General features: G+C 43.3%; 22 protein-coding genes and 3 pseudogenes. 20 read left to right on the top strand and 5 right to left on the bottom strand.

Going from position 1 to position 24,880, the window contains the following annotated elements:
* Window positions 1-606: 606 nt before the first annotated feature.
* Window positions 607-2,490, bottom strand: coding sequence for an N-acetylglucosamine-specific PTS transporter subunit IIBC (gene nagE, locus B9Z54_RS12590; protein WP_113928726.1), 1,884 nt, complete (start codon window positions 2,488-2,490; stop codon window positions 607-609).
* 269 nt (window positions 2,491-2,759) lie between these two features.
* On the opposite strand from nagE, the pseudogene nagA reads away from it, so the two are divergent.
* The 4 genes and pseudogenes from nagA (at window position 2,760) to B9Z54_RS12570 (ending at window position 6,210) form a co-directional block, all read left to right on the top strand.
* Window positions 2,760-3,949: pseudogene (gene nagA, locus B9Z54_RS12585) on the top strand (N-acetylglucosamine-6-phosphate deacetylase).
* Between the two features lies 1 nt (window position 3,950).
* On the top strand, window positions 3,951-4,679 hold the full coding sequence (nagB, locus tag B9Z54_RS12580; protein ID WP_113928725.1) for a glucosamine-6-phosphate deaminase: 729 nt from the start codon (window positions 3,951-3,953) through the stop codon (window positions 4,677-4,679).
* Between the two features lie 63 nt (window positions 4,680-4,742).
* Window positions 4,743-5,450 (top strand): GntR family transcriptional regulator, encoded by a 708-nt coding sequence (locus B9Z54_RS12575; RefSeq protein WP_113928724.1) that lies wholly within the window; start codon window positions 4,743-4,745, stop codon window positions 5,448-5,450.
* 22 nt (window positions 5,451-5,472) lie between these two features.
* Window positions 5,473-6,210 carry an SIS domain-containing protein gene (locus B9Z54_RS12570; RefSeq protein ID WP_113928723.1) on the top strand — a complete coding sequence of 246 codons (738 nt, stop codon included), beginning with the start codon at window positions 5,473-5,475 and terminating at the stop codon, window positions 6,208-6,210.
* Window positions 6,211-6,492: 282 nt separating this feature from the next.
* Here B9Z54_RS12570 and B9Z54_RS12565 read toward each other — a convergent pair whose 3' ends face one another.
* Together B9Z54_RS12565 and mciZ are read right to left on the bottom strand one after the other, a co-directional pair.
* The gene (locus B9Z54_RS12565; protein ID WP_113928722.1) at window positions 6,493-7,416 is read right to left on the bottom strand and encodes an aldo/keto reductase; all 924 of its coding nucleotides are present in this window, start codon (window positions 7,414-7,416) and stop codon (window positions 6,493-6,495) included.
* Window positions 7,417-7,486: 70 nt separating this feature from the next.
* A complete protein-coding gene (gene mciZ / locus B9Z54_RS12560; RefSeq protein WP_113928721.1) occupies window positions 7,487-7,624 on the bottom strand; it encodes a Z-ring formation inhibitor MciZ in 138 nt (45 codons plus the stop codon).
* 179 nt (window positions 7,625-7,803) lie between these two features.
* Between mciZ and B9Z54_RS12555 the strand changes: the two genes are divergently transcribed.
* The gene (locus B9Z54_RS12555; RefSeq protein WP_113928733.1) at window positions 7,804-8,355 is read left to right on the top strand and encodes an NUDIX hydrolase; all 552 of its coding nucleotides are present in this window, start codon (window positions 7,804-7,806) and stop codon (window positions 8,353-8,355) included.
* The gene (locus tag B9Z54_RS12550; RefSeq protein ID WP_113928720.1) at window positions 8,355-9,524 is read left to right on the top strand and encodes an endonuclease Q family protein; all 1,170 of its coding nucleotides are present in this window, start codon (window positions 8,355-8,357) and stop codon (window positions 9,522-9,524) included. The genes B9Z54_RS12555 and B9Z54_RS12550 overlap by 1 nt, the downstream gene beginning before the upstream one ends.
* 700 nt (window positions 9,525-10,224) lie before the next feature.
* On the opposite strand, the gene hpaB is transcribed toward B9Z54_RS12550, so the two are convergent.
* Entirely contained in the window at window positions 10,225-11,682 is a 1,458-nt protein-coding gene (hpaB, locus tag B9Z54_RS12545) for a 4-hydroxyphenylacetate 3-monooxygenase, oxygenase component (protein WP_113928719.1), read from the bottom strand.
* Between the two features lie 140 nt (window positions 11,683-11,822).
* The gene (locus B9Z54_RS12540) at window positions 11,823-12,410 is read right to left on the bottom strand and encodes a GNAT family N-acetyltransferase (RefSeq protein WP_113928718.1); all 588 of its coding nucleotides are present in this window, start codon (window positions 12,408-12,410) and stop codon (window positions 11,823-11,825) included.
* A gap of 156 nt (window positions 12,411-12,566) precedes the next feature.
* Here B9Z54_RS12540 and spoIIM point away from each other — a divergent pair, with 156 nt between their 5' ends.
* The 14 genes and pseudogenes from spoIIM to B9Z54_RS12475 all read left to right on the top strand — a co-directional run bounded on the left by spoIIM (window position 12,567) and on the right by B9Z54_RS12475 (window position 24,874).
* Window positions 12,567-13,223 (top strand): stage II sporulation protein M, encoded by a 657-nt coding sequence (gene spoIIM / locus B9Z54_RS12535; protein WP_113928717.1) that lies wholly within the window; start codon window positions 12,567-12,569, stop codon window positions 13,221-13,223.
* Window positions 13,224-13,334: 111 nt separating this feature from the next.
* Window positions 13,335-13,793: a ferric iron uptake transcriptional regulator gene (gene fur, locus B9Z54_RS12530; protein WP_113928716.1), complete on the top strand. Its 459-nt coding sequence runs from the start codon at window positions 13,335-13,337 to the stop codon at window positions 13,791-13,793.
* 141 nt (window positions 13,794-13,934) lie between these two features.
* Window positions 13,935-14,165, top strand: a complete 231-nt coding sequence (locus B9Z54_RS12525; RefSeq protein ID WP_240189905.1) for a YqzK family protein — start codon at window positions 13,935-13,937, stop codon at window positions 14,163-14,165.
* Window positions 14,166-14,171: 6 nt separating this feature from the next.
* On the top strand, window positions 14,172-15,065 hold the full coding sequence (gene xerD / locus B9Z54_RS12520) for a site-specific tyrosine recombinase XerD (protein WP_113928715.1): 894 nt from the start codon (window positions 14,172-14,174) through the stop codon (window positions 15,063-15,065).
* Window positions 15,066-15,547: 482 nt separating this feature from the next.
* A complete protein-coding gene (deoB, locus tag B9Z54_RS12515) occupies window positions 15,548-16,741 on the top strand; it encodes a phosphopentomutase (protein WP_113928714.1) in 1,194 nt (397 codons plus the stop codon).
* Between the two features lies 1 nt (window position 16,742).
* Window positions 16,743-17,557: pseudogene (locus B9Z54_RS12510) on the top strand (purine-nucleoside phosphorylase).
* A gap of 256 nt (window positions 17,558-17,813) precedes the next feature.
* Window positions 17,814-19,124, top strand: coding sequence for a pyrimidine-nucleoside phosphorylase (locus B9Z54_RS12505; RefSeq protein WP_113928713.1), 1,311 nt, complete (start codon window positions 17,814-17,816; stop codon window positions 19,122-19,124).
* Between the two features lie 606 nt (window positions 19,125-19,730).
* Window positions 19,731-20,893, top strand: a pseudogene (locus B9Z54_RS12500) (D-alanyl-D-alanine carboxypeptidase family protein).
* 306 nt (window positions 20,894-21,199) lie between these two features.
* Complete coding sequence (gene spoIIAA, locus B9Z54_RS12495) at window positions 21,200-21,550, top strand: anti-sigma F factor antagonist (protein WP_113928712.1); 351 nt, start codon at window positions 21,200-21,202, stop codon at window positions 21,548-21,550.
* 2 nt (window positions 21,551-21,552) lie between these two features.
* Window positions 21,553-21,993 (top strand): anti-sigma F factor, encoded by a 441-nt coding sequence (gene spoIIAB, locus B9Z54_RS12490; RefSeq protein ID WP_113928711.1) that lies wholly within the window; start codon window positions 21,553-21,555, stop codon window positions 21,991-21,993.
* Window positions 21,994-22,005: 12 nt separating this feature from the next.
* Window positions 22,006-22,767 carry an RNA polymerase sporulation sigma factor SigF gene (sigF, locus tag B9Z54_RS12485; RefSeq protein WP_113928710.1) on the top strand — a complete coding sequence of 254 codons (762 nt, stop codon included), beginning with the start codon at window positions 22,006-22,008 and terminating at the stop codon, window positions 22,765-22,767.
* Window positions 22,768-22,970: 203 nt separating this feature from the next.
* A complete protein-coding gene (locus tag B9Z54_RS24845; protein ID WP_148953008.1) occupies window positions 22,971-23,165 on the top strand; it encodes a hypothetical protein in 195 nt (64 codons plus the stop codon).
* Between the two features lie 676 nt (window positions 23,166-23,841).
* Window positions 23,842-24,462, top strand: coding sequence for a stage V sporulation protein AA (locus B9Z54_RS12480; RefSeq protein ID WP_113928709.1), 621 nt, complete (start codon window positions 23,842-23,844; stop codon window positions 24,460-24,462).
* Window positions 24,452-24,874 carry a stage V sporulation protein AB gene (locus B9Z54_RS12475; protein ID WP_113928708.1) on the top strand — a complete coding sequence of 141 codons (423 nt, stop codon included), beginning with the start codon at window positions 24,452-24,454 and terminating at the stop codon, window positions 24,872-24,874. Before B9Z54_RS12480 ends, B9Z54_RS12475 begins: the two co-directional genes overlap by 11 nt.
* Window positions 24,875-24,880 lie beyond the last annotated feature (6 nt).

Here is a 24,880-nt window from a genome sequence, read left to right as displayed (position 1 = left end):
TTTTTTCCCCTTATAGTGGCACTCACGAATACCACGAGTTCCACCAGAAAGCCACTTTTCCTTTTAGTGGCACTCACGAATACCACGAGTGCCACCAGGAAGGCTTTTTTCCCTTTTAGTGGCACTCATGACTTCCCCGACTGCCACCAGGAAGCCAATTTTCCTTTTAGTGGCACTCATCACTTCCCCGAGTGCCACCAGAAAGCCATTTTTCCTTTTTAGTGGCACTCATGACTTCCACGAGTGCCACCAGGAAGCCATTTTCCCCTTTTAGTGGCACTCACCACTTCCCCGAGTGCCATCAGAAAGCCATTTTCCCTTTTAATGGCACTCACGAATTCCACGAGGAACACCAGAAAGCCATTTTCCCCTTTTAGTGGCACTCACGAATACCACGAGTGCCACCAGAAAGCCATTTTCCTTTTTAGTGGCATTCAAAGCAGATGGAATTAGAAATAAATGCCGCTGGCTTCGTCGTGCAATGTGATCCCCCGCTTCCAGCTTCCATTAAAGAAAAAAGTAGTGTCTGATCAGAACCTAATCTGAACCGGACACTACTTTTTAGTGAGTAATTCGACAAGCGAAGCTCATCTTTTTCTCAAGCTTCTACTCTATTGATAAAAGGCCGCTTTCACCTTGATTGACCTGTCCTTGTTTCTTGACAGTCAATTTTGTCAGGTTTGTAAAAAGAACCGGTGTAACAGTGGAAGCCGCTGATTTTTCGATGAAGTCCAGATCGAATTCCAGAATCTCCTGCCCTTTTGTAATAGAATCGCCTTCATTGACCAGAGCAGTGAATCCTTCACCGTTTAGTTGTACTGTATCCAGACCTACATGGATAAGAATCTCATATCCTTGAGTGGATTGGATTCCAATGGCATGCTTGGTAGGGAAGACATTGACAATCTTTCCGTCAACTGGGGAGACCACGGATCCCTTTACTGGCAGGATAGCGAAACCATCACCCATCATTTTTTGAGAAAACACTTCATCTTCCACTTCTGTAATCGGGATGATTTTCCCTTCGAGCGGCATGACAAAGTCTTTGTCGCTCAGTGGAGAGCGTCCTTCTGTCTGAGGAGAAGATGTTACCGAAGCAGCTGAAGGCGCTTCGACTTTTCCATCCCATCTCTTCATCGCGTCAGCCACGAACTCGACTTGGGTACCCACTATGATTTGCAGGTTGGTTTTATTTAATTTCATTACTCCTTTTGCACCATGTGCTTTTAAGGAAGCATCATCCACTTTCGTCATATCTTTTACATTTAAACGAAGGCGTGTCGCACAGTTATCAATAACGGTGATATTTTCTTTGCCTCCGATATCATGGATAAAGTAGTTCGCCATCTGTTCATACTTGTCATTTCCAACCGCTTTGGAAGGAGTTGTGCTTTCGTCCTCAACTGAATCTTCACGGCCGGGTGTTTTTAAGTTGAAAGCTTTAATCAATGTATAGAATAAAACAAAGTAAATAACAGCGTAGATTAAACCGATGCCTATCAGCCATAATGGTTTTTCGGCAATATTAAAGTTCAATAAATAATCCATGAAGCCTGCAGAGAATGTAAATCCATCTCGTATACCGAGCACTGACGTCAGCCACATTGAAACCCCGGTTAAAAGGGCATGTACTACATACAGCAATGGGGCTACAAACATGAACGAAAATTCTATCGGTTCTGTTATTCCTGTCAGGAAGGAAGTCAAAGCCAGCCCAATGAACATACCTGAAACCGTTTTTCTTTTTTCAGGCTTGGCAGCAGCGATGATGGCAAATGCCGCTGCGGGCAGTCCGAACATCATAACAGGGAAGAATCCAGTCATATAGCCGCCGGCTGTCGGATCTCCAGCGAAGAAACGTGCAATATCCCCGGTTTTCCCAGCATACTCCCCGAATTCGAACCAGAATAAACTGTTTAATACATGATGAAGTCCTAGTGGAATCAACAGTCGGTTCAGCACACCGTAGATCCCTGAACCAATTGCGCCTAGGTCTATGATCCAAGTACCGAGGGAATCAATTGCTGCTTGTACCGGCGGCCAGGCAAACCCGGCGATACCGGCGATAATGACCATAGCAACAGAAGTGACAATCGGAACAAAGCGCCTTCCGCTGAAGAACCCGAGCCATTCAGGGAGTTTTACATCGTGAAACCGATTATACAGCAGTCCGGCAACGATCCCGGTGATGATTCCGCCGAGCACCCCCATATTGATATCTTTATTTATAGCTTCTGCACCACTTGTTAAAACTAAATAACCGATGGCACCGGATAAAGCTGCAGCGCCATTATTATCTTTGGCAAATCCCATAGCAACCCCGATTGCAAATATTAATGCGAGGTTTGCAAAGATGGCATCCCCTGCGCTTGCGATAAAAGGAATATCAAACAAATCAGGCTGACCGAAGCGGAGAAGCAGGCCGGCTGCCGGCAGAACCGCAATAGGAAGCATGAGTGACTTACCGATTCGTTGTAAAAATCCTAACATAGTGTTCATCTCCTCTTGTATTATTGAAAGCGTTTTTTCACAAGCCCAATCTTAACACTAGATTATTATAGATGTCTATACCATTTTTCTTTATTCATAGTTTTGTAAGGAAATTCAACGATTTTATAGAGGTTTAAAGGGCCAATTGGTATAGACAACTATATTAAGGTGATGCTAAGATGAGTAGGAATCTAAAAAACATCAAGACTTGAATAAGGGTACGGTATATAGATAGAAGCAAATATCCAATCTGAAAGGATGAAGTCCATATGGTGAGCCATAAACCTATTTTGCTTAGAGGGATGCAGATTTATTCTGGGGACTCAAAGCTGGAAAAGGGTTATATAAAGATGAAGGACCACAAGATTGAAGATTTTGGACCAGAGGCCGAATTAACCGAAGAGGAAGGCTATGAAGTTCTGGAACTTCCTTCAGATTACAAGGCAGTTCCCGGCTTTATTGATGTTCATATTCATGGAGTGAATGGCACGGATGTTATGGATGCCTCGGAGGAAGCATTGGATACCATGGTACAAACTCTTCCCAGGGAAGGGACCACCAGTTTTTTAGCGACGACCATGACTCAGAGCAGTAATGAAATTGAGAAAGCTTTAAAAAATGCAGGAAGATACATTCATAACCAGAAAAACACCGGGCAATCAGAAATCATCGGTATCCACCTGGAAGGGCCATTTGTGAATGCGGAGAAAGCAGGCGCCCAGCCGAAGGAGCATATCACAGATCCCGACGTAAGTATTTTTAAAAAATGGCAGTCCTTATCGCAGAATTCTATTAAGCTTGTCACATTGGCAGTCGAACAAGCGGGCGGACTGGAAATGGTCCGCTATTTGAGTGAGACCGGAGTCATTGCATCCATAGGCCATTCAAATGCTGACTATGAAGAAGTAAATGCTGCCATTGAGGCTGGCGCGAATCATGTCACCCATCTATTTAACCAAATGAGAGGGCTGCACCACCGTGAACCGGGTGTTGTAGGAGCCGCGCTTTTATCTGATAAGCTAAATGCCGAAATCATTGCGGACGGAATCCACGTGCGTCCAGAAATGGTCAAGCTGGCCTATAGAGAAAAGGGGAAAAAGGGATCATCCTGATTACGGATTCCATGAGGGCCAAATGCTTGAAAAATGGACAATACGATTTGGGAGGACAGGAGGTTACCGTCAAGGATGGAAAAGCGGTCCTTGAAGATGGCACCCTGGCAGGCAGCATCCTGAAGATGGGTAATGCTGTTAAAAATATGCTGGCCTATACCGGCTGTCCCCTCCACCAAGTTATTGAAATGGCATCCGCTAATCCAGCGAAACAATTGAACATATTCGACCGAAAAGGAAGCATTTCAAAAGGAAAAGATGCGGATATCGTTATATTAGATGACAACATGGACGTTCTGATGACATTCTGTCGCGGAACGATTGCTTTTAGAGAAGAGGAGAATTGAAGTGAAAATCATCGAAGCACAAGACTACCAGGAAATGAGCAGATTTGCAGCAGAATATATTTCTGGGAAGGTCCGCAGTTCAGAAAAAATCAATCTTGGCCTGGCTACAGGCGGGACACCCATCGGAACCTATACCAACCTAATTGAAGAGCATCAAAAAAATCAAACTTCATATAAAAACACATCCACTTTTAATTTAGATGAGTATGTCGGTCTTTCAGGAGCACATCCCAACAGTTACCGACACTATATGAATGAAAAGTTGTTCAACCATCTGGATATAAAAAAATCAAACACGCACATTCCACGGGGAGATGCACGGGACATGCTGCAGGAATGCCTGGATTATGAAAAGCAGTTAGTAGAAAGCGGGGGAATAGATCTGCAGATTCTTGGAATCGGAAGCAACGGGCATATAGGCTTCAATGAGCCGGGCACCTCATTCAATTCCAATACCCATCTGGTGCGATTGGCAAAGTCCACAAGGGAAGCGAATGCAAGGTATTTTGACAGCCTTGAGGAGGTACCGACAAAAGCCATCACCATGGGAATCTCAACTATCATGAAGAGCAAGGAAATCCTGCTCCTTATTTCAGGTCAGAGAAAAAAAGAGGCTTTATCAAGGCTGATGGAGGGGGAAGTGACCGAAAGCTTCCCTGCTTCTATATTAAGAAACCATCCACATGTTACAATTGTTGCTGATAAAGCAGCGCTGGGAACAGAAGGATAACAGTTGATTTTTAGTACAAAAGAAAGGGTGTCCGTCAAGCAGAATGATTAAAAAAATTCCCCCATCCCCATATATTATCAACTTGGTGAAATCATCAAAGACAAGATAGAAAGCAGTGAACTGAAGCCAGGTGATTCTCTCCCTGCAGAAAGAGAATATGCCGAGCAATTCCAAATCAGCCGGATGACCGTAAGACAAGCCTTCACTCAATTAGTGAATGAAGGGTATTTGCACCGGATACAAGGCAAAGGAACATTCGTAGCGGAACGGAAGCCTAAAATCGAGCAGGCACTTCAAGGATTAACAAGCTTCACAGAAGACATGAAATCAAGGGGTTTGAAACCTGGGAGCCAGTTGGTTCAATTTGAAATCATTCCGGCAACGAGCCATATAGCCCAGCAATTAGGAATACAAGAGTATGGACCTGTTTATGAAATAAGAAGAATTCGGTTAGCAGACGATATGCCGATGGCACTGGAAACTAATTATATATCAGCGAACTTCATCAAGGGCATTACAGAAAAAATAGTCAATCAATCCCTTTATGATTATATTGAGAATGAACTGGATTTAAAAATCGATCATGCATCACAAGTGATTGAATCATCCGTGGCCAGTGAAATGGAAGCGGAATTCCTTCATATTCAGCCAGGCGCACCTGTAATGCTGATCCAAAGACATACCTTCCTGACAGACGGGACCCCAGTGGAATTTGTTCAATCATCTTACCGGGCGGACCGTTATAAATTCAAAATCCAAATGAACAGATAATGAAGAAGGGGAGGGATGGTTTATGTTCAAGCAATATTTTAAGAAGCTTGAAGAATTATTGAATGTAGTAGAGATTGCTGAACATGAAAATATCAAAAAAGCAGCAGAGGAAATAGCTCGGAGCATACAGCAGGGAGGCATTATCCACGTGTTCGGCTGCGGGCATTCACATATCCTCGGTGAAGAATTATTTTACCGTGCCGGCGGACTGGTTCCCATTAGTCCTCTTTTAATAGAAGATTTGATGCTCCATAAAGGTGCCGTGCGTTCTTCCCAATTGGAAAAAGAAGAAGGGCTCGCTGAACAATTTATGGCTGGTGTGGAAATTGAGCCTGAAGATGTAATGATAGTTGCATCCACTTCCGGTAGAAATCATGTGCCGGTAGACGTGGCGGAAATCGCCAGAAGAACAGGTGCATTTGTTATCGCCATCACTTCTCCACGTTACGCTGTCAGCCAGTCTTCACGTCACAGTTCAGGAAAATTTCTATTTCAATCAGCAGACCTAGTGATAGATAACCATATAGAAATAGGGGATGCTCTTATGAGTATGGAAGAACTCGATGTCCTGTTTGGAACAGGTTCTACCATTATTGGCGCGGCCATTGTGAATGGAATGATGGTAGAGGCAGTGGATCTTATGGTGAAAAACGGCTTCACCCCTCCTATTTTTAAAAGTGGAAATGTTGATGGTGCTGAAGAACATAATAGGATATTGATCAATAAATATAAAAGCAGGATTCCAATGCTTGAAAGATGATAATAAGCTAAGGCTATCAAACCAATTTGGTTTAGATAGCTTTTTGATTTGAAGAGGGAATTGAGTGGATCTTAGAGATTACATGGCTGAGAAGGAGTTTCTAAAAAATCTCAAGCCCCACTGGCCGACAATAAAATTAAGAAATCCTTAAGGGTGTAAAAATATAATCACTGAAACCTCTCTCAGGTCTTGCTGAAAAATCCACGGCAATAAAAAAGCAGAGGACATGGTTCACCACCACGGCTCTCTGCTTTTAACAACACCTTACCCAACTTCAAATACCTAAATACGGTGCTGCTCATACACATTCTGCTTCGTCAATTCCTTCAATAACCCGATCTCCTCTTTGGCCAGGGGCTCAGATTTGACGGCCTTGGCGTTATCCTTAACCTGGCGGGCAGAACTCGCGCCAGGAACGACTGCGGAAACTTCTTCATGGCTAAGGATATATTGCAGGGCGATTTCGTTCATGGATCGCTTTCCTGCCAATTTGCCATGAATGCTTGAAAGGACTTCCTCGAGTTCCTGATAAGAGTAGTCGAGATATCCATTCTCTCTGATTTTTTCTGAGGCTTTTTCAAGCATCTTGTCACTGAGCAATCCTTTTGCGACAGGGCCTCTTGTCACGACGCTCACATTCTTTTCTTTAAGGAGGGGAAATAGTTCCTCTGGGCGCCTGTCCAATAAGCTGTACTGCATCATCACGGAGACCAGATTGGAGGACTCTGTGAACCGTTTTATGACATTTTGGCGGATGGAAGAGATTCCGTAATAGCGGATGAGTCCTTCCTGTTTGAGTTCCTCAAAGGCTTCAATCGTTTCATCGGAAGGATCCTCGATGGTTCCGCCATGAAGCTGAAACAAATCGATATAGTCTGTACCAAGTCTTTTTAAGCTGTTTTTCGCTGCTTCCTTAATGTATTGCTTGGAAGGATCCCAATGCCAGTCATTCTTGGAATCATTCCAGCGGTTGCCGGCTTTTGTGGCGATGATGACATCCTCTCTTACTGATTGCAGGACCTTGCCGACGAATCTCTCGTTTTCACCGAAGTCGTAAAGGTCGGCAGTATCAAAATAATTGATCCCCTCCTCTAAAGCGGCTTCAATGATGTGCTGAGCTTTTTCAGGATTTTCCCCCAGGGACATGCAGCCCAGCCCCATTTTGCTGACAAACAGTTCTGAATTGCCTAATTGCCGTTTTTCCATGATTTCCTCGCGTCCTTTCCTTCCGTATCGTTAATGATATTGTACCGAATACGGACATGGGAAACCAAGTTTACTGTTTCATATTTTCCGAAGCCTTGATCCACTCTGCCACAGTTTCAAACTTTTTACTGTACTCTTTCAGTTTGGCTCTGACTTCCCAAGCTTTTCCGCTGAGAATGAACCCATTTGGGCGAACAATGACTTTCATTTATACGAACCCCCGTAAGAGAATTTTTAAAATATCAAGGAAGAAACTAAACCCAAGTCCATTGTGGTTAATACATATTCAAAAGAGGAAATAGTATGAGTGAATGCAGAAAAGAAGGGTTTGGAAAATTTTTTTGCTATAATAAAGAACAACAATGGTTTCAGGACAGGAGTGTAATGATGAAGAAATTTGAAGAAAAAACATTAAAAACTGAAAAGATTTATGAGGGGAAAATCATTGATTTGCAGGTGGATGAAGTGAGCCTTCCCAACGGAAAGACGTCGAAGCGGGAATTGATCAAGCACCCGGGGGCAGTGGCGGTCATTGCGTTGACAGAAGAGGGGAAAATCGTGATGGTCGAACAGTATCGGAAAGCACTGGAAAAATCGATTGTGGAAATACCCGCCGGGAAGCTGGAAAAAGGCGAAGAACCTATGAAGACGGCGGAAAGGGAATTGGAGGAGGAAACGGGTTACGGCTGCAGAAAAATGAAGCCGCTCATATCCTTTTATACATCCCCCGGATTTGCCGATGAACTGGTGCACCTCTTTATTGCAGAAGATATATACCAATTGGAAAATGCGAGCGGGGCAGACGAAGACGAGTTTGTTGAATTGCTGGAAGTCACTCTTGAAGAAGCGCAGTCCATGATCGAGGATCAAAGGATTTATGATGCAAAGACAGCATACGCGGTCCAGTATTTGCAATTGAAAGAAGCAATGAAGGGCTGATGAAAGAATTCTTTGCCGATCTGCACGTCCATATCGGAAGGACTGCAAAGGGACGGGCGGTAAAAATAACAGGATCAAGGACCTTGACGCTGCAAAATATCCTGCGCTATTCAGGAGAACCCAAAGGCCTCCATATGACCGGGATCATTGACTGCCATTCCCCGGAAGTCATTCAGGAAATTGAAGAGCTGCTCGAAACTGGGGAACTGATGGAACTGGACGAAGGCGGCTTTCAGCATCGTAATGGTCTTGTTTTGATTCCTGGAAGTGAACTTGAAATTTATGATGAGAACTGTAAAGGACCCATTCACGTCCTCGCTTATTTTCCAGACCTTAAGGCGTTAAAATCTTTTTCAGCCTGGCTCAGTCAAAGAGTGACCAACATCCATCTCAGTTCACAGAGAATCTATGCGGGAGGGAAGGAACTTCAGGAGGAAGTGAAGTCGCTGGGCGGCCTCTTCATACCCGCCCATATCTTTACTCCATTCAAAAGCCTGTATGGAAAAGGAGTGAGGAACTCCCTAAGTGAAGTATTCCTTCCTGATATGATTGATGCCGTTGAGCTGGGTTTGAGCAGCAATACGGAGATGGCCAATTCCATTGCCGAGTTGCATGATTACACGTTCTTGACCAATTCTGATGCACATTCGCTCGCCAAGATTGCCAGGGAGTATAACTCTATTACAATGGAGAGTCCTTCTTTTAAAGAACTTGGAATGGCGCTCAGGAACGAAGAGGGAAGGAGGATTGCAGCCAACTACGGTTTGGATCCTCTTTTGGGAAAATACTATGAAACAACCTGCAGCAGCTGCGGGGAGATCGTTCCAGATAAAGGGGAAGAGTGCCCGGATTGCGGTCATTATAAAAAAATCAGAGGGGTAAAGCATCGAATCGCGGATTTATCCGGAGAGGCGATTCCGCCTGCAAGGCCCCCATATATTCCGCAGGTCCCATTGGAATACATCCCGGGACTCGGCCCCAAAACGATGGAAAAACTGCTGAATCATTTCGGGACAGAGATGGACATTCTTCACTTTGTTCCCACAGAAAAATTGGCAGAAGTCACTACTGAGCCTCTCGCGGACAGCATCCACAAAGCAAGGATTGGAAAGCTCGCCATTCATGCCGGCGGCGGAGGGAAGTATGGAAGGGTATCCAAGGAGAAGTAGTGCTCAAAAAAGGACACCGGTTAAATCTTGAGCACTGAAAATCTACCGAATTTAAGAATGTAACAGTAATCAGAGGCACTTATCAGCTGAATTCATCGCATTTGAAAAATGGCTTTTTCGCATATATTTTTCCCTGGATACTAAGGTGGAGGGAGAAGCTCTTTTCTTTCTTGCTTACCAGGGTAATTAAGGTGAGTTATGGTATTAGCTTACTAAATTTATATTAAATAGCAACAAAGTTTACGAATAGAGCCTAATAATTAGCGGGAAAAACTCCCTCTATTTACTAAAAAACACCGAAAACAGCTTGAATAGAGGGAAAAATTCCCCTTATTTGAATTAAAACACTAGAAAATAGAGGCTTTTTTTCATATAGAGGGAAAAACTCCCTCTATTTATTCCATTAGGAGCTGAAATTTGCAATTAGGGGGAAAAACTCCCCTTATTTTTACGTTAGATACTTAATTAAGGAGCAGAAGGCTTCCGCTATAAAGCCACTCCATCGTTCGCCACCCTAGAGGAGCCGCACGCCTTGAAATGAAATGTTTTTGGACTTTTTCAGTGCTCTGGTTAAACCAATTCTGCTTTTGCAAAAAAATAGCGGCAACACTGAAAAAATATAAAAGGTCTCTGGATGCTCTCCGGAGACCTTTTTATATAATATCAACTTTAAAAGATCCTTCTAGCACTGTTTTATCAGTCATCCCCTGTCCTTCAAACCAAGAAACTCCCTGATATTACTCACATACTCCTGCTTAGGGTAGGAGTTGTATAAGATTCCGGCAAGGCGGACAGGATCACCAAAGAAATACCTTTCATATTGAGTCTGCCTGCTGCCAAAGGGGCTCATGGTAAGATCCCAGGCCAAGCGGAATATCCTGGTTTTATCCTCAGCGGTCTGGTTCGTTCCTTTAAGATACTTATCAAGGTCAGGCTTTATTGGTGAATGAAAGGCGTTTTCTGTTGGGAGGGTGACCATCCCGCTTGCTCCGATCAGCTGAAGAATTTCAGCGAAACGCGGATAGATTTTCGGAAAGATATTCGTAGCCACACGAAGAGGGATGATGCTTGGGCGCATGAACCCGTGTTCATCCTGTTTAGCATCGTTTTCGGATTTCTCCAACATGGCTTTCATTGTTTCAAGACCAATGATGATTTCGGATACTTTCTCTTGAATGTGAAGATATTCTCTCACACCGATTGTTTCTATCAGGAGTTCAGCCAGACCCAGAACAAATTCAAGTTTGACGATTTGCCGGACCAGGACCTGGTGGGTGGCAAAGTGATGAAAAGAGCTATCCAATATAAGCTTGTTGGAGGCGTCTGGATTGTCGTAAAAAAATACAGAGTCCCAAGGAACAAGTACATCATCGAACACAATGATGGAGTCCATCTCCTCATATCTGGAGCTGAGGGGATGATCAAAAATCGAGTTTCCTCCTACATATGAATCTCTGCAAATGAACTTAAGGCCTTTAGTATCTGATGGTATTGAAAAAGCGAAAGCCTCGCCTGATTCAAATAAAAGCTTGCTCGGGGCACTGAAGACCAATACTTCATCACTTAAGCCTCCTTGTGTGGCAAGGAGGCGTGCCCCTTTTATAATGAGACCGTCCTGATTTTTTTCAATAACCCTTGCAGAAACAGGGTCCTCACCGTCTTCTTCAAAATAGCTCTGCGAACGATTGACTTGAGGAGTGATGAAAGTATGGGTAAAGGACAGGTCGTTCTCCCGTGCCCGCTCGTATACTGTCTGAAAGTGAGCGGGGAAACAATTCTCTCTTTCTTCTAAAATATTCGAAGAGCAGGCAAAGCTCATGAGAACTGTACTAAGATAATCAGGGCTTCTTCCCATCATCCCGCATGTGTGTCTTGCCCAGCGCTCCATCATTTTCCGCCTTTTATATAGATCATCTTTCGTCTCTGGCTGCAAAAAAGAAAGTCCTACAGGTTCATTTGTTGAAGGAGATGAATAGGTCATCTCTTTTGAGTGTTCCGGATGACTCTGTAAATCATATAGAGAGGCTTTTGTCTCGACAACCCCCTTGAATGCCGGGTGCTCAGATAATTTCCCTGCTATTCGTTTCCCGTCAAACCAAATTTCTGTTTTCTTACTTTCAAGCCGGTTGATATACGTTTTTCCATTGATGGCTCCCAATTTGCTTCATCCCCCCGGTTTAAAGAAGGCTCACGGCCGTATTTGCGTTCATTATATTCACCGCTGACTATGGCCGATTGGGGTATGTGTCCATAGGGGCTTCCCGATTTGAAGAGAAATTGTGTGGCAGTTGGGCGGCATTAATGTAGATGATAATCCCATTCATCCGTCAAAACTGAATATACACAGGTGTTTCTTAGGTGCTTTCCATCAGCGCTCAAACTGTCACGGCGGAGGATTCCCTCCAGTGTGTAACCCAGACGCTCAGGAATCCGGCGTGAAGCAATATTTAATTCATCACAGCGGATTTCCACTCTGTTGGCTGCGAAGTGTTCAAAAGCAAATCGGGTCAGTTCTTTGACGGATTCGGTAATGTATCCCTTCCCGCTATGCTTGGAAACCCCCCAGTAGCCAATTTCAACACTGCCGGCTTTCCAATCCATGCGATGATATCCTGTCGAGCCAACCATCTCGTCACTTTCTTTTTCGAAAATATGGAGCAGGAAATCTTTTCTGGCAATAAATTGGGCATAAGACTGACGTATTCCTTCCTCGACTTCTTCAATTGATTGTTCCTTTTGGGCAAATGGCATCCATTCCGACAGCGTTTTGATAGATGAGTTGATTGCTTCATGTACCATTTCTCCATCGCCAGGCTTGCAAGGCTTTATGTAAAGGCGGTTAGTTTCAATACGTTCTGGAAAATCAATAAGGATCGGTTTATCCATGGTGGTTCCTCCTTAGTTTTCTGAAAATTATAGCGGATAAGAACACGGCCTGCAAGACAAATAGGACATTTCCTTGAAGGAACCTATTTTTCCAACAGACATAATTACTAGAGTTGCAACATAGTATCTAGTAACACGTATTTAGGAGGAAAAAAGATGCGAAAGGGAATCTCAGCAAAAAATCCAATAATTGAACATGTACAGTCACATTCCTCTATCTATCTATTCATATTGACTCTCTTTTTAATGGGCGTCATTTTTGGGGCTGTAGTTGTGAACAGCCTTTCATTCACTCAAAAAGAAGATCTTTATTTTTATCTCGGACAGTTTTTTGGAGAGATATCTGACGGAAAGATTGCTTCTTCAGAAGAATTATTTCGCCAAAGCTTTCTTCATAATGTTAAATATTTGGGGTTCATGTGGCTCCTTGGCATATCCATCATTGGTCTTCCGCTCATTTTTATCCTTTTGTTTATGAAAGGAGTCGTGATAGGATTCTCAGTCGGCTTCCTGGTGAATCAGATGGACTGGGACGGTTTCCTGCTATCTTTCGCAGCTGTTCTTCCACAGAATATAGTAATCATACCTGCATTCATATTCATCAGCGTCATTAGTGTCAGTTTTTCCTTGACGCTCATCCGCAAGATATTCATGAAGCTTTCGCCGCACTCCCAGGTGCAAATGGTGCCGCTGCTATCCAGGTACGTCCTGGCTTTCGTCCTGGCCATTGCTGTCATTACAATTGCTGCGGGTATTGAAGCCTACATTTCCCCGAACCTGATGAAGACGATGGTCAATCTGTCAAATAAGTAATAATTATTATTTAATAAAAATTATAATCTCTTCTTTATAATTATTTTATTTTGCTTATTCCTCCCTTTTTGATATAATAATGTAGACATTGACGAGGGAGGGAGACGGATAATGGAAAGCCGGATAGACCGTATTAAAAAACAACTTTCTTCTGCCAGCTATAAGCTGACACCTCAGCGGGAAGCGACAGTAAGAGTTTTGTTGGAAAATGAAGAAGATCATCTAAGCGCAGAAGATGTATACCTCCTCGTTAAAGAAAAATCTCCCGAAATTGGATTGGCCACTGTCTATCGGACCTTGGAGCTTTTGACAGAGTTAAAGATTGTAGACAAAATAAATTTCGGCGATGGTGTATCGAGGTATGATCTCCGTCAAGAAGGAGCCGCTCACTTTCACCATCACCTGGTGTGCATAGAATGCGGAGCAGTAGATGAAATTCAAGATGATTTACTTGAAGATGTAGAAACCATTGTAGAACGAGATTGGAAGTTTAAAATAAAAGACCACCGCCTCACGTTTCATGGAATCTGCTGGAGATGCCAGGAGAAGACGGATAACGGAGAGGAATAATAGCAGTGAGAGAAGAACTGGCTGAAACGGGTCAGTTCTTTTTTGTTTGAAAAGAAGAAGAACTTTTTAGGCTTTTCCTGGTATAAATCTGCACTTTTTCGTCATAGCTTGTTAGAAACGACCTTTATGGAGGACAGGCGCATGTTTCAATCAAGCATGAAGACGATTTGGCACACTGTAAAAGTGTTTATATTGTTCACAGGCTCTACGATTCTTTTTTACTATGGTATTATGTGTATAAGCGAAGAATATGAAAGCTACCACAGATATGATGAGCCGGAAGGTGCCGCTGTCAAAGTATCCCAGACTGTTTCAGAGGAGGAACGCAGCTGGACGGACCGGTTATTACTTTTTTATATGAATGGGGAGTAATGCAGTTTGGAGAGCAGACTACAAGATTTTATCCATTTTTTGATCGTTGAGAGAGGGCTGGCCAAGAATTCGGTGGATTCCTATCAGCGGGATCTGAAAAATTATTTGAAATTCCTTCAAAATGTGGATTCAGTACAAAATTGGAATGGGGTAAAAAGGGTCAACATAACAGGGTTTCTGGGTCACTTGAAAAATGAAGGAAAGTCCAGTAAAACCATTGGGCGGCATATTGCTTCAATCCGTTCGTTTCATCAGTTCCTTCTGCGAGAAAAGGTAACTGAACAGGATCCTTCTGTACATATTGAGTCACCGAAGATGGAACGTTCCCTTCCAAAGGTGCTCAGTATTGATGAGGTGGAGGCCCTATTGGAAGCGCCGCAGGAAAGTACGCCTCTTGGGATAAGGGATAAGGCGATGCTGGAAGTGCTGTATGCGACAGGCATCCGAGTCTCAGAATTGATCAAGCTGCAGATGGACGATGTTCATTTGAAAATGGGGTTTGTCCGTTGTATCGGTAAAGGCAACAAGGAACGGATCATTCCCATCGGCAAGGCAGCCATCTCAGTCCTGGAAAAATACTTGCACGAAGGACGCTCCAAATTGATCAGTAAGAAGCATAAAGATGATTCACTATTTTTGAACCATCATGGCAAAGGATTATCCAGACAGGGGTTTTGGAAGATCTTGAAAGGACTCGCTTCGGAAGCGAAGATTTCAAAAGAGCTTACTCCTCATACTCTCAGGCATTCCTTTGCCACTCATCTCCTGGAGAATGGCGCGGATCTCAGGGCCGTTCAGGAAATGCTGGGTCATGTCGATATCTCCACCACTCAGATCTATACCCATGTGACAAAGACGAGAATGAAAGATGTTTATTCAAAATTCCACCCGCGGGCATAGAGTCCGGGGGATTTTATTTTACAGCTTCTAATCTTTTAGGGAATAAGATAGAGATCATAGCATTAGCGAAGAACTTGTTGAGGTAAAAATTGCAATCTAAGCTTCCAAGTATATCAGTTCTAATAGAAAAAACTGTGGGTTTGATGTAAACGCTTGTATTTTAAGGACTGCCGCCTTAAAATAAAGGTTGTCTGACTTCTGACGAATATCGATTCGGCAGTGAGTATCCTTTTAGCTTTCTGGTTTGGGATGCTCTTGACTGTGCAGATTTTCCCCTTTTTCAACTAGAGAAATCAGCTTTATTCTTGCTCAAAGTAAGTAAGGTGTTATAATTCAAAACATTTTTATAAAGCAGTAAAGTTTGTGCAGATGGCTTTGGTTACAACATAGCAATCGGGGTATTATAAACATATTAATGGTAAGCCGATTGGGTGAAGATAGTGCCCGCCCAATGGCTGAATCTAAAAAGGAGGAAGAGACGGATGAGCAATTATACATATAAAAGAATCCACCTGGTTGTCATGGATTCTGTAGGAGTCGGGGAAGCTCCCGATGCCAAGGAATTCAATGATGAAGGAGCAGATACATTAGGACATATCGCTGAGAGAATGAACGGGTTGAACATGCCCAATATGGCTAAGCTTGGTTTAGCGAACATCCATGAAGTTAAAGGGATCGAGAAACAGGAAGAGCCTCTCGCCTATTATACTAAAATGGAAGAAGCCTCAGTGGGGAAAGATACAATGACTGGTCATTGGGAAATCATGGGCCTTAATATCAGCCAGCCATTCAAAGTCTATCCAGATGGGTTTCCTGAAGAATTATTGAAAGAATTGGAAGAAAGAACAGGGCGCCCGGTGATTGGAAATAAACCAGCAAGTGGTACAGCGATCATTGAAGAGCTCGGAGAAGAGCATATGGAAACAGGTGCTCTGATTGTGTACACATCGGCGGATCCTGTGCTTCAAATCGCTGCTCATGAAGACATCATTCCGATTGAAGAGCAATATAAAATCTCTGAAATTGCACGGGAATTGACGAAGGAAGAGAAATACCTTGTTGGCCGTGTCATTGCCCGTCCGTTTGTCGGGAAGCCGGGGAATTTCCAGCGCACCTCGAACAGGCATGACTATGCTCTAAAGCCATTTGAGCGTACGGTAATGAACGAGTTGAAAGATTCAGGGTATGACGTGATTGCCCTGGGGAAAATTTCTGATATTTATAATGGCGAAGGTGTAACCGAATCTGTCAGAACGAAAGATAATATGGATGGTATGGATCAAATGGTGAAATCATTCGAACAGGATTTTACAGGACTGAGCTTCTTGAATCTTGTCGATTTTGACGCTTTGTTCGGCCATCGACGTGACCCAGAAGGATACGGAAAAGCTCTTGAAGAGTTCGATGCCCGTCTTCCAGAGGTATTCGAGCGGATGACAGAGGATGATTTGCTGATTATCACCGCTGACCACGGAAATGACCCTGTTCATCATGGAACAGACCATACAAGAGAGTATGTTCCATTGCTTGTTTATTCCAAGCGGATGAATGGAGGCAAAGAGCTTCCGGTTCGGAAGACATTTGCAGATATCGGGGCGACAGTAGCAGATAATTTTAATGTGAAACTGCCGAAATACGGCGAAAGTTTCCTGAATGACATTAGTAAGGAGTCGTAATATGAATTTTGATAAAATTGAGAATGCAGCCCATTTTTTAAAAATAAATATACAGGTGAGCCTGAAATCGGCCTAATTCTTGGATCTGGTTTAGGTGTTCTTGCCGAGGAAATTGAAAATCCTGTAGTCGTTCCATATAAAGAGATCCCTGATTTCCCAGTATCAACCGTCGCAGGTCATGCGGGACAGTTAGTATTTGGTCAGCTGTCTGGAAAAGAAGTCGTAGCGATGCAAGGCAGATTTCATTTTTACGAAGGATACGGCTTTGATAAAGTTACATTTCCTGTTCGCGTTATGAAAGCACTTGGTGTTCATTCTTTGATCGTAACGAACGCAGCCGGCGGGGTCAATGAATCGTACCAGGCAGGTGACTTAATGATCATCTCCGATCATATCAATAATATGGGTGGAAATCCTTTAATCGGACCGAATGATGACCGTCTGGGCGTCCGTTTCCCGGATATGTCGGAAGCTTATACAAAGTCGCTCAGGGAATTGGCAAGAGCTGTATCCGACAAGCTGTCCCTCAAGGTTAGGGAAGGTGTATATGTTGGAAATACCGGTCCTGTCTATGAAACACCTGCGGAAGTCCGTATGATAAGGACACTTGGCGGGGATGCGGTCGGTATGTCTACTGTTCCCGAAGTGATCGCTGCCAGGCATTCTGGCATGAAGGTGCTTGGAATCTCTTGCATATCCAATATGGCCGCAGGAATTCTTGATCAGCCTCTCACTCATGATGAAGTAATCGAGACGACAGAGAAGGTTCGTGAAGACTTCCTTAATTATGTTAAAGAAATCGTTAAGTCGATGTAAGCAGCATTTGCTTTTTAGTACAAGATAAGAAAGTTTAAAAATTTCGATTAGAAAATAGGCAGCGTTTTTCCATCCAGCTCTCGGAATAAAGTATTTGGTCCTGCAGGGGATGAAATGAACGTTTGCACATTTTTATAGGAAGCGTCTTTTCAAAAAGGCAGCTTCCTTTATTTACTCAAGACAGTATTGAGTGAAGATTTCAGTTTTGGAATTCAAGAAAATATTATTAATGACAATGTACATGAGGTGAATGGAAATGAGAATGGTGGACGTAATTGAAAAGAAGCGGGACGGCAATGAGCTGACTGCAGAAGAAATCAATTATTTTGTTGATGGATACACGGATGGAACGATTCCCGATTACCAGGCAAGTGCTTTAACGATGGCAATCTTCTTTCAAGGAATGTCTGAAAGAGAGAGGGCTGACCTTACAATGGCAATGGTTAAATCCGGCGATCAAATTGACTTGTCAGCAATCGAAGGAGTCAAAGTGGATAAGCACTCTACAGGCGGTGTAGGCGATACGACGACTCTAGTCCTCGGGCCTCTTGTGGCGGCAGTCGGGGTACCGGTTGCGAAAATGAGCGGCAGAGGTCTTGGCCACACAGGCGGGACCATTGATAAATTAGAAGCCGTTCCAGGTTTCCATGTGGAAATCGATAACGATGAATTCATTCGTCTTGTAAATGAAAACAAAATTGCCGTAATCGGTCAAAGCGGGAATTTGACTCCAGCAGACAAGAAACTGTATTCCTTACGTGATGTTACCGGAACAGTGAACAGCATTCCTCTGATTGCCTCATCGATCATGAGTAAAAAGATTGCAGCAGGAGCTGACGCAATTGTCCTTGATGTAAAAACAGGGGCAGGAGCATTCATGAAAGAGCTCGATGATTCAAAAGAACTTGCTCAGGCAATGGTCAATATCGGAAACAATGTCGGACGCAAAACAATGGCAGTGATCTCTGATATGAGCCAGCCGCTTGGTTTTGCAATCGGAAATGCACTGGAAGTAAAAGAAGCGATCGATACATTAAATGGAGAAGGACCTGAGGACTTGACTCAGCTATGCTTAACGCTTGGCAGTCACATGGTCTACCTTGCAGGCAAGGCGGAATCCCTTGAAGAAGCTCGTGAAAAATTAGTTTCTGCTATGAAAGACGGCTCAGCATTGAACAGTTTCAAACTCTTCCTTAAATCGCAGGGTGGAGACGAATCAGTCGTTGACCAGCCTGAAAAGCTTCCAAAAGCTGCGCATGTTTTCGAATTAGAAGCCAGGCAGGATGGGTATGTTTCAGAAATTATTGCAGATTCAGTAGGAACAGCCGCTATGTGGCTTGGTGCGGGTAGAGCTACCAAAGATTCAGTAATTGATCTGGCTGTTGGATTGGAGCTAAGGAAGAAAATCGGTGACAAGGTACAAAAAGGTGATTCTCTTGTAACCATCCATAGCAATACTGAAGATATTGAAGATGTAAAAACGAAGTTATATGAAAGCATCAAAGTGACAGAGAATCAGGTGGAATCCCCTGTACTTATTTATGGGGAAATCAAAGAAACTGAATAAGAGAAGAGTTAAGGCAGAAGGTCTCCAGGGCCCTCTGCCTTTTTTTTATGGTCCTGAAACCCGCTGGCAGAGAGCAAATAACACGGAGGATAAAAAATCCCTCTCATGATGGATTAAACAGGTCTCCCTATCACTTCATTCCATTCTAGCAGGAGGTATACTCTGCAAGTACATGAATAATTCTATCTGAAATAAGCGGATATTTTCCGGTTAAGCTGCCGAATAGCAGATGGGATGGGGTATATAAGCGGAATTTCTCCTCTTATTTTTCAAGGGCTTATAGGCCAAGCTTGGCAAGAGAGGTCCTCCAGCCGCAGAGCAAACCACCAGTCAATGGGGGGATTTGTTGTATAAGATTCGTAAACATTTAAAAAATTCCGCCGGAAATCCTTTATCTATGAACGAATCTTCCTGCTGAGAGAGGAAACCCTTAGTTATCCATGGGAAATCAGAAGGGACCAATATTCTAAAAAAACAGTTTTGAATAAGAGAAACCACCGCACTAATTTTACAAAATCATTGGAAAAGCCTGTATAAAAAAGCTAAGAATGGAAAAAATGGGGCTATGCATGTTATGAAATTTGTACATTGAATGGAGGACCAGGAATGAAACGAATACTATCGGCCATCCTTATGTTAGTTATGATTGCATCCACATTTACTCCGTATGCCGCGGCTGAGGAGAAAAAGACAGAGATTGCTCCCGGAGCTAAGTCTGCTATTTTGATTGAGAGAGACACAGGGACGGTTCTTTACGATAAAAACAGCCATGAGAAACTCCCTCCCGCATCCATGACCAAGGTCATGACGATGATTTTGATTATGGAAGCAATAGATAAGGGACAGATCAAATGGGAAGACAAGGTCAGGACAAGTGAGTATGCCGCCTCAATGGGAGGCTCACAAATTTTCCTGGAGCCAGGAGAAGAAATGACAGTTAAAGAGATGCTCCTTGGAATATCGATCGGTTCAGCCAACGATGCATCGGTTGCAATGGCAGAGCATATAGCGGGCAGTGAAGAAGGTTTCGTGGAAAAGATGAATACAAAGGTGAAGGATCTGGGATTAAAAGACACCAACTTTAAAAACCCGACAGGCCTCCCGGCTAGTGACCACTTCAGTTCGGCACATGATATGTCGATGATGGCCAAAGAACTTCTAAAATATCAGGAAATCACAAATTTTACGGGGACATATGAATCCTATTTGCGTGAAGATACGGATAAAAAATTCTGGCTGGTAAACACAAACAAGCTGGTTCGTTTTTACCCGGGTGTCGATGGATTGAAAACTGGATTTACAAATGAGGCTAAATATTGTCTTACAGCAACAGCAAAGAAAGACAATATGAGAGTCATAGCCGTTGTATTTGGAGAGCCGAGTCCGAAAGACCGAAACGCAGAAATCAGCAAAATGTTCGATTATGCGTTCAGCCAATATCAAACACAGCCTATCTTTGAAAAAGGGGCAGTCATAGGAAAAACAAAAGTTTCAAAAGGAAAAGATAAGGAAGTAGAAGCTATGACCAATGAGCCAATCTCCCTTTTGGCTAAAAAAGGCGAGAAGCTTGACGGGGTCGAGAAAAAGTAAAGCTTGATAAACTGAAGGCTCCTGTCCAAAAAGGAGATTCAATTGGCAAGCTGATTATCGAAAAAGATGGAAAAACCCTTTCTGAAACGCCGCTGATTGCCAAAGAAGATGTTCCGCTGGCCAGCTTCTGGCAGTTGTATAAGCGTGCATTCGGCATGTTTACCAAGAGCGGGAATTAATTGATTGCCTCCTTGTAAAAAAAAGCTTATTTTCGCATATATTGTTGCTTTAGGATATCCCCGGATACTAAGAGTTTAAACTCTAAACGGAGAAGAGCAGCTCTTTTCTCTTCGGTTTTGCCAGATTTCATCTTCGTAATAGGGTTGTTTTTTGGAATAGTATCAATTAGCAAGAAAGTTTACGAAAAGAGCCTTAAAAATTCAGCATAAAATGTCTAAATTCTTCTAGTTTTGTCTTGTTGAAGGAATTAGACAATCAAAAATAGAATTGACTCACTATACGACAGAGAAGGAGGCCTGTGAATAGTGAGTCTTACTATTGGTCTGGAAGTTAGAAGTGATGTACTTTGTATACGCCTGAGTGGAGAATTGGACCATCACACGGCAGAACAGTTGAGGCAGCAAGCCTCTGAATTAATTGAAGAGCATGGAATCAAGCACATCGTACTGAATTTGGAAGCCCTCGGATTTATGGACAGCTCGGGACTTGGTGTGATTTTAGGGAGATATAAACAAATCAAGCAAAAGCATGGAGAGATGGTTGTTTGTGCAATTTCCCCGGCAGTCAAACGACTATTTGAAATGTCAGGTCTATTCAAAATCATTCGTTTAGAGCCGTCCGAAGAATTCGCATTACAAAGTCTGGGGGTTGCATAAAAATGAGGAATGAAATGAACATCCAATTCAGTGCAGTGAGCCAAAATGAATCCTTTGCACGTGTGACCGTGGCTTCGTTTATTGCCCAGCTGGACCCGACAATGGACGAATTAACGGAAATCAAGACAGTAGTTTCCGAGGCTGTCACTAATGCCATTATTCATGGTTATGATAATAACCCCAATTGCTTTGTATATATTACCGTGAAGATGGAAGACGGCTTAATCGACATGGAAATCAGGGATGACGGTATGGGAATACAGGATGTTGAAGAAGCACGCCAGCCATTATTTACAACCAAGCCGGAGCTTGAACGCTCAGGAATGGGCTTTACCATCATGGAAAATTTCATGGATGAAATCGAAGTGAATTCGCAGCCTGGAGCAGGCACAACCGTTCGTTTAAAAAAGCATTTAGCCAATAGTAAAGCGCTATGCAATTAAGGAGCCGTGCTTATGGATGTCGAAGTTAAGAAGGACAAAGAGCAGAGCTTTTTAAAAGACACGGAAGTTAAAGAGCTCATAAAACAAAGCCAGGAAGGTGACCAGTCAGCCAGGGATACGATTGTACAGAAGAATATGAGGCTTGTCTGGTCAGTTGTTCAGCGTTTTTTGAACCGGGGCTATGAACCGGATGATCTTTTTCAAATAGGCTGTATTGGACTTCTGAAATCGGTGGACAAATTTGATCTTTCTTATGATGTGAAGTTCTCGACATATGCGGTCCCGATGATTATCGGCGAGATTCAGCGGTTCATCCGTGATGACGGCACAGTAAAAGTAAGCCGCTCTCTGAAGGAGATGGGAAACCGCATCCGAAGAACGAAAGACGAATTGTCAAAAACCTTTGGAAGGGTTCCGACCATCAATGAAATCGCTGCTCATCTGGAGCTGTCGCCTGAGGAAGTCGTCATGGCGCAGGAAGCCAGCAGAGCGCCATCTTCCATTCACGAGACCGTCTATGAGAACGATGGTGACCCGATAACGCTCCTTGATCAGATCTCCGATACCTCTGATCAAAAGTGGTTTGACAAAATAGCCTTGAAGGAAGCCATCAGGGAACTGGACGAAAGGGAACGGCTGATTGTTTATCTCCGCTACTACAAGGATCAGACCCAGTCCGAAGTCGCAGACCGGCTTGGCATTTCACAGGTACAGGTCTCAAGGCTTGAGAAAAAAATTCTTCACAACATGAAAGATAAAATGAATTTGATATAAGAATGAAAGAAGCAAATCGCGAGAGTGCGGTTTGCTTTTTTTGTGGTACATAAAGGTGGCAGCAATCTTTGGACCGGAAGTGGGAGCTGTGGTGAGTTGATGTCCCCAATACGCTCAACACGCATCATCGAATCCTCAAATAGCCAAGTCGGTGTCCTCAGATTACGTCACAGACAGCACCGAATCCTCAAAAAGCAGAATCGATGAGCCCAGAATGTGTCACAGACTGCACGGCATCCCCCAAAAGCAGAATCGATGCGGCCAGACCCCCTCGCAGCCATCATCGAATCCTCAAAAAGCAAAATCGATGTCCCCAGAATACGACACAGACAGCACGTAATTCACCTGAAACAGGATCGATGTACACAGACCGCGCCGCAGCCTACATCGAATCCTGAAAAAGCAAATCGATGTCCTCAGATAACGTCCCGGACAGCACGGAATTCACCAAAGGCAGAATCGATGTACCGCGATTGTATCACCAAGGCAATTTTCGTAAACATTGTTGCTTTTTGATATGAATTTCGTAAGATGTCGTCATCATTCATTGGAAATATTCTGGTAAGCAAAAAAGAAAAGATGTTAATGAGAGAGACATTAGTATCCTGGGGTAATTTCGGTTCTTGGGGGTTTTTCCGAAAACGACATTATTTGTTAAAACAACCTTTCTAAAAGATCGTTGCTATTAAATGTTATTTTATCCTCCTCCCTTTAACGTAGAAGGATTGGAGCGGAAGGCGTGCGAGCTCCTGCGGGACTAGCGGGACAGGTGAGACCCCGCAGGCGAAAGCCGAGGAGGCTCAACGCCCGCCCCGCGGAGTCGCACGCCTGCAGCGGAAATCCATTCATTTTAAAACAGCCATAATCTTTGCGATAAAGCTTTTAAAAAAATCATGGCTTAACACTTCATTCAAAACAGAAGTTACCTCCAAAAAACAAATTCAACTAACCGGCAAAACACTATAACAGCCAGCCTCAAAACCAGTTAGCAATTATTGGCTTCATGAAATATTTGTCTAAAATCCATACTATTTATACAAGCAGGAAAATAATGTTGACCAGGATGTGATCAGTATGGAAGGTTCAGTATATATTCGGCTAAGACATAGGCTGCAGGTTAGACCTGAAAGCAGTATCCTGCTTGAAAATACTGCCCAGATCATCGCGCCTGAACATTATCTTCAGTCCATTCGGAAGATTGTGCTTCATAAGGTGACAAAAGAGGATAAGAATATTATCATCCTCGATCTCATGAGAGTCATTTCTCAAATTAAAACAACTCTTCCTGATGTTGATGTGCAAACGATCGGGCCTTCACAGACGATTGTGGAAGTAGTGTATAAGAGGAAAAAGGTATCACCGGCGATGTTTGCGGCTGTCTGGCTTTTGTTATTCATTGGTGCAGCTATGGCGATCATGAATTTTCATGAGGATGTAAGTATGCGGGAGGTACACCAGCGCTTGTATCTTATGATGACAGGCCAGGAAGACCCTCATCCTTTATTATTTCAAGTTCCGTATTCCTTTGGCCTCGGTTTAGGAATGATATTATTTTTCAACCATCTATTTCGGAAAAGAATTAATGAAGAACCCAGCCCTCTTGAAGTTGAAATGTTTAATTATCAGCAGGACCTCGATCAATATGTCATCATGCATGAAAATAAAGAAAGCATGAAGCACCTTGATGACGATTAGCATAATTATCTTGTGCTTTGTCGGCCTTGCCGGGGGGCTTGCTGTGGGTTCAGGTCTGGTGGCTTTTTTGACGGTGCTAGGAATCATTCCCAGATTGACTCAATTAACCAAGACGATGAAAATGATCCATTTTTATGAGTGGGCGGTAGTATGTGGAGCAGTCATTGGAAGTATCTTCAGCTTAAATGAGTTTACCTTGATATTCTCGCCGTTTGTTCTTATGCCTATTGGGTTATTAAGCGGTATCTTTGTGGGAATGCTGGCCGCGGCATTAACAGAAGTATTGAATGTTCTGCCCATACTCACGAAAAGAATCGGGATCAATGACCGCATCATCACTCTCTTAATGGCCATTGTCTTTGGTAAAGTGCTTGGATCGCTGTTTCACTGGTTGTATTTTGTCCGCTTATAAAGGTTG

This window comes from Bacillus sp. P14.5, from assembly GCF_003316765.1.
In the GTDB taxonomy this organism is placed as follows: domain Bacteria; phylum Bacillota; class Bacilli; order Bacillales; family Bacillaceae_B; genus Rossellomorea.
This window is presented reverse-complemented; position numbering and strand designations above follow the sequence as displayed.

Bases quoted from the DNA above. Each gene is read 5' to 3' on its own strand.
- nagE (WP_113928726.1), bottom strand. From the start codon at position 2,490: ATGTTAGGATTTTTACAACGAATCGGTAAGTCACTCATGCTTCCTATT.
- B9Z54_RS12570 (WP_113928723.1), top strand. From the start codon at position 5,473: ATGTTCAAGCAATATTTTAAGAAGCTTGAAGAATTATTGAATGTAGTA.
- B9Z54_RS12565 (WP_113928722.1), bottom strand. From the start codon at position 7,416: ATGGAAAAACGGCAATTAGGCAATTCAGAACTGTTTGTCAGCAAAATG.
- mciZ (WP_113928721.1), bottom strand. From the start codon at position 7,624: ATGAAAGTCATTGTTCGCCCAAATGGGTTCATTCTCAGCGGAAAAGCT.
- B9Z54_RS12555 (WP_113928733.1), top strand. From the start codon at position 7,804: ATGAAGAAATTTGAAGAAAAAACATTAAAAACTGAAAAGATTTATGAG.
- B9Z54_RS12550 (WP_113928720.1), top strand. From the start codon at position 8,355: ATGAAAGAATTCTTTGCCGATCTGCACGTCCATATCGGAAGGACTGCA.
- B9Z54_RS12540 (WP_113928718.1), bottom strand. From the start codon at position 12,410: ATGGATAAACCGATCCTTATTGATTTTCCAGAACGTATTGAAACTAAC.
- spoIIM (WP_113928717.1), top strand. From the start codon at position 12,567: ATGCGAAAGGGAATCTCAGCAAAAAATCCAATAATTGAACATGTACAG.
- fur (WP_113928716.1), top strand. From the start codon at position 13,335: ATGGAAAGCCGGATAGACCGTATTAAAAAACAACTTTCTTCTGCCAGC.
- B9Z54_RS12525 (WP_240189905.1), top strand. From the start codon at position 13,935: ATGTTTCAATCAAGCATGAAGACGATTTGGCACACTGTAAAAGTGTTT.
- deoB (WP_113928714.1), top strand. From the start codon at position 15,548: ATGAGCAATTATACATATAAAAGAATCCACCTGGTTGTCATGGATTCT.
- B9Z54_RS12505 (WP_113928713.1), top strand. From the start codon at position 17,814: ATGAGAATGGTGGACGTAATTGAAAAGAAGCGGGACGGCAATGAGCTG.
- spoIIAB (WP_113928711.1), top strand. From the start codon at position 21,553: ATGAGGAATGAAATGAACATCCAATTCAGTGCAGTGAGCCAAAATGAA.
- sigF (WP_113928710.1), top strand. From the start codon at position 22,006: ATGGATGTCGAAGTTAAGAAGGACAAAGAGCAGAGCTTTTTAAAAGAC.
- B9Z54_RS24845 (WP_148953008.1), top strand. From the start codon at position 22,971: ATGAGCCCAGAATGTGTCACAGACTGCACGGCATCCCCCAAAAGCAGA.
- B9Z54_RS12480 (WP_113928709.1), top strand. From the start codon at position 23,842: ATGGAAGGTTCAGTATATATTCGGCTAAGACATAGGCTGCAGGTTAGA.
- B9Z54_RS12475 (WP_113928708.1), top strand. From the start codon at position 24,452: ATGACGATTAGCATAATTATCTTGTGCTTTGTCGGCCTTGCCGGGGGG.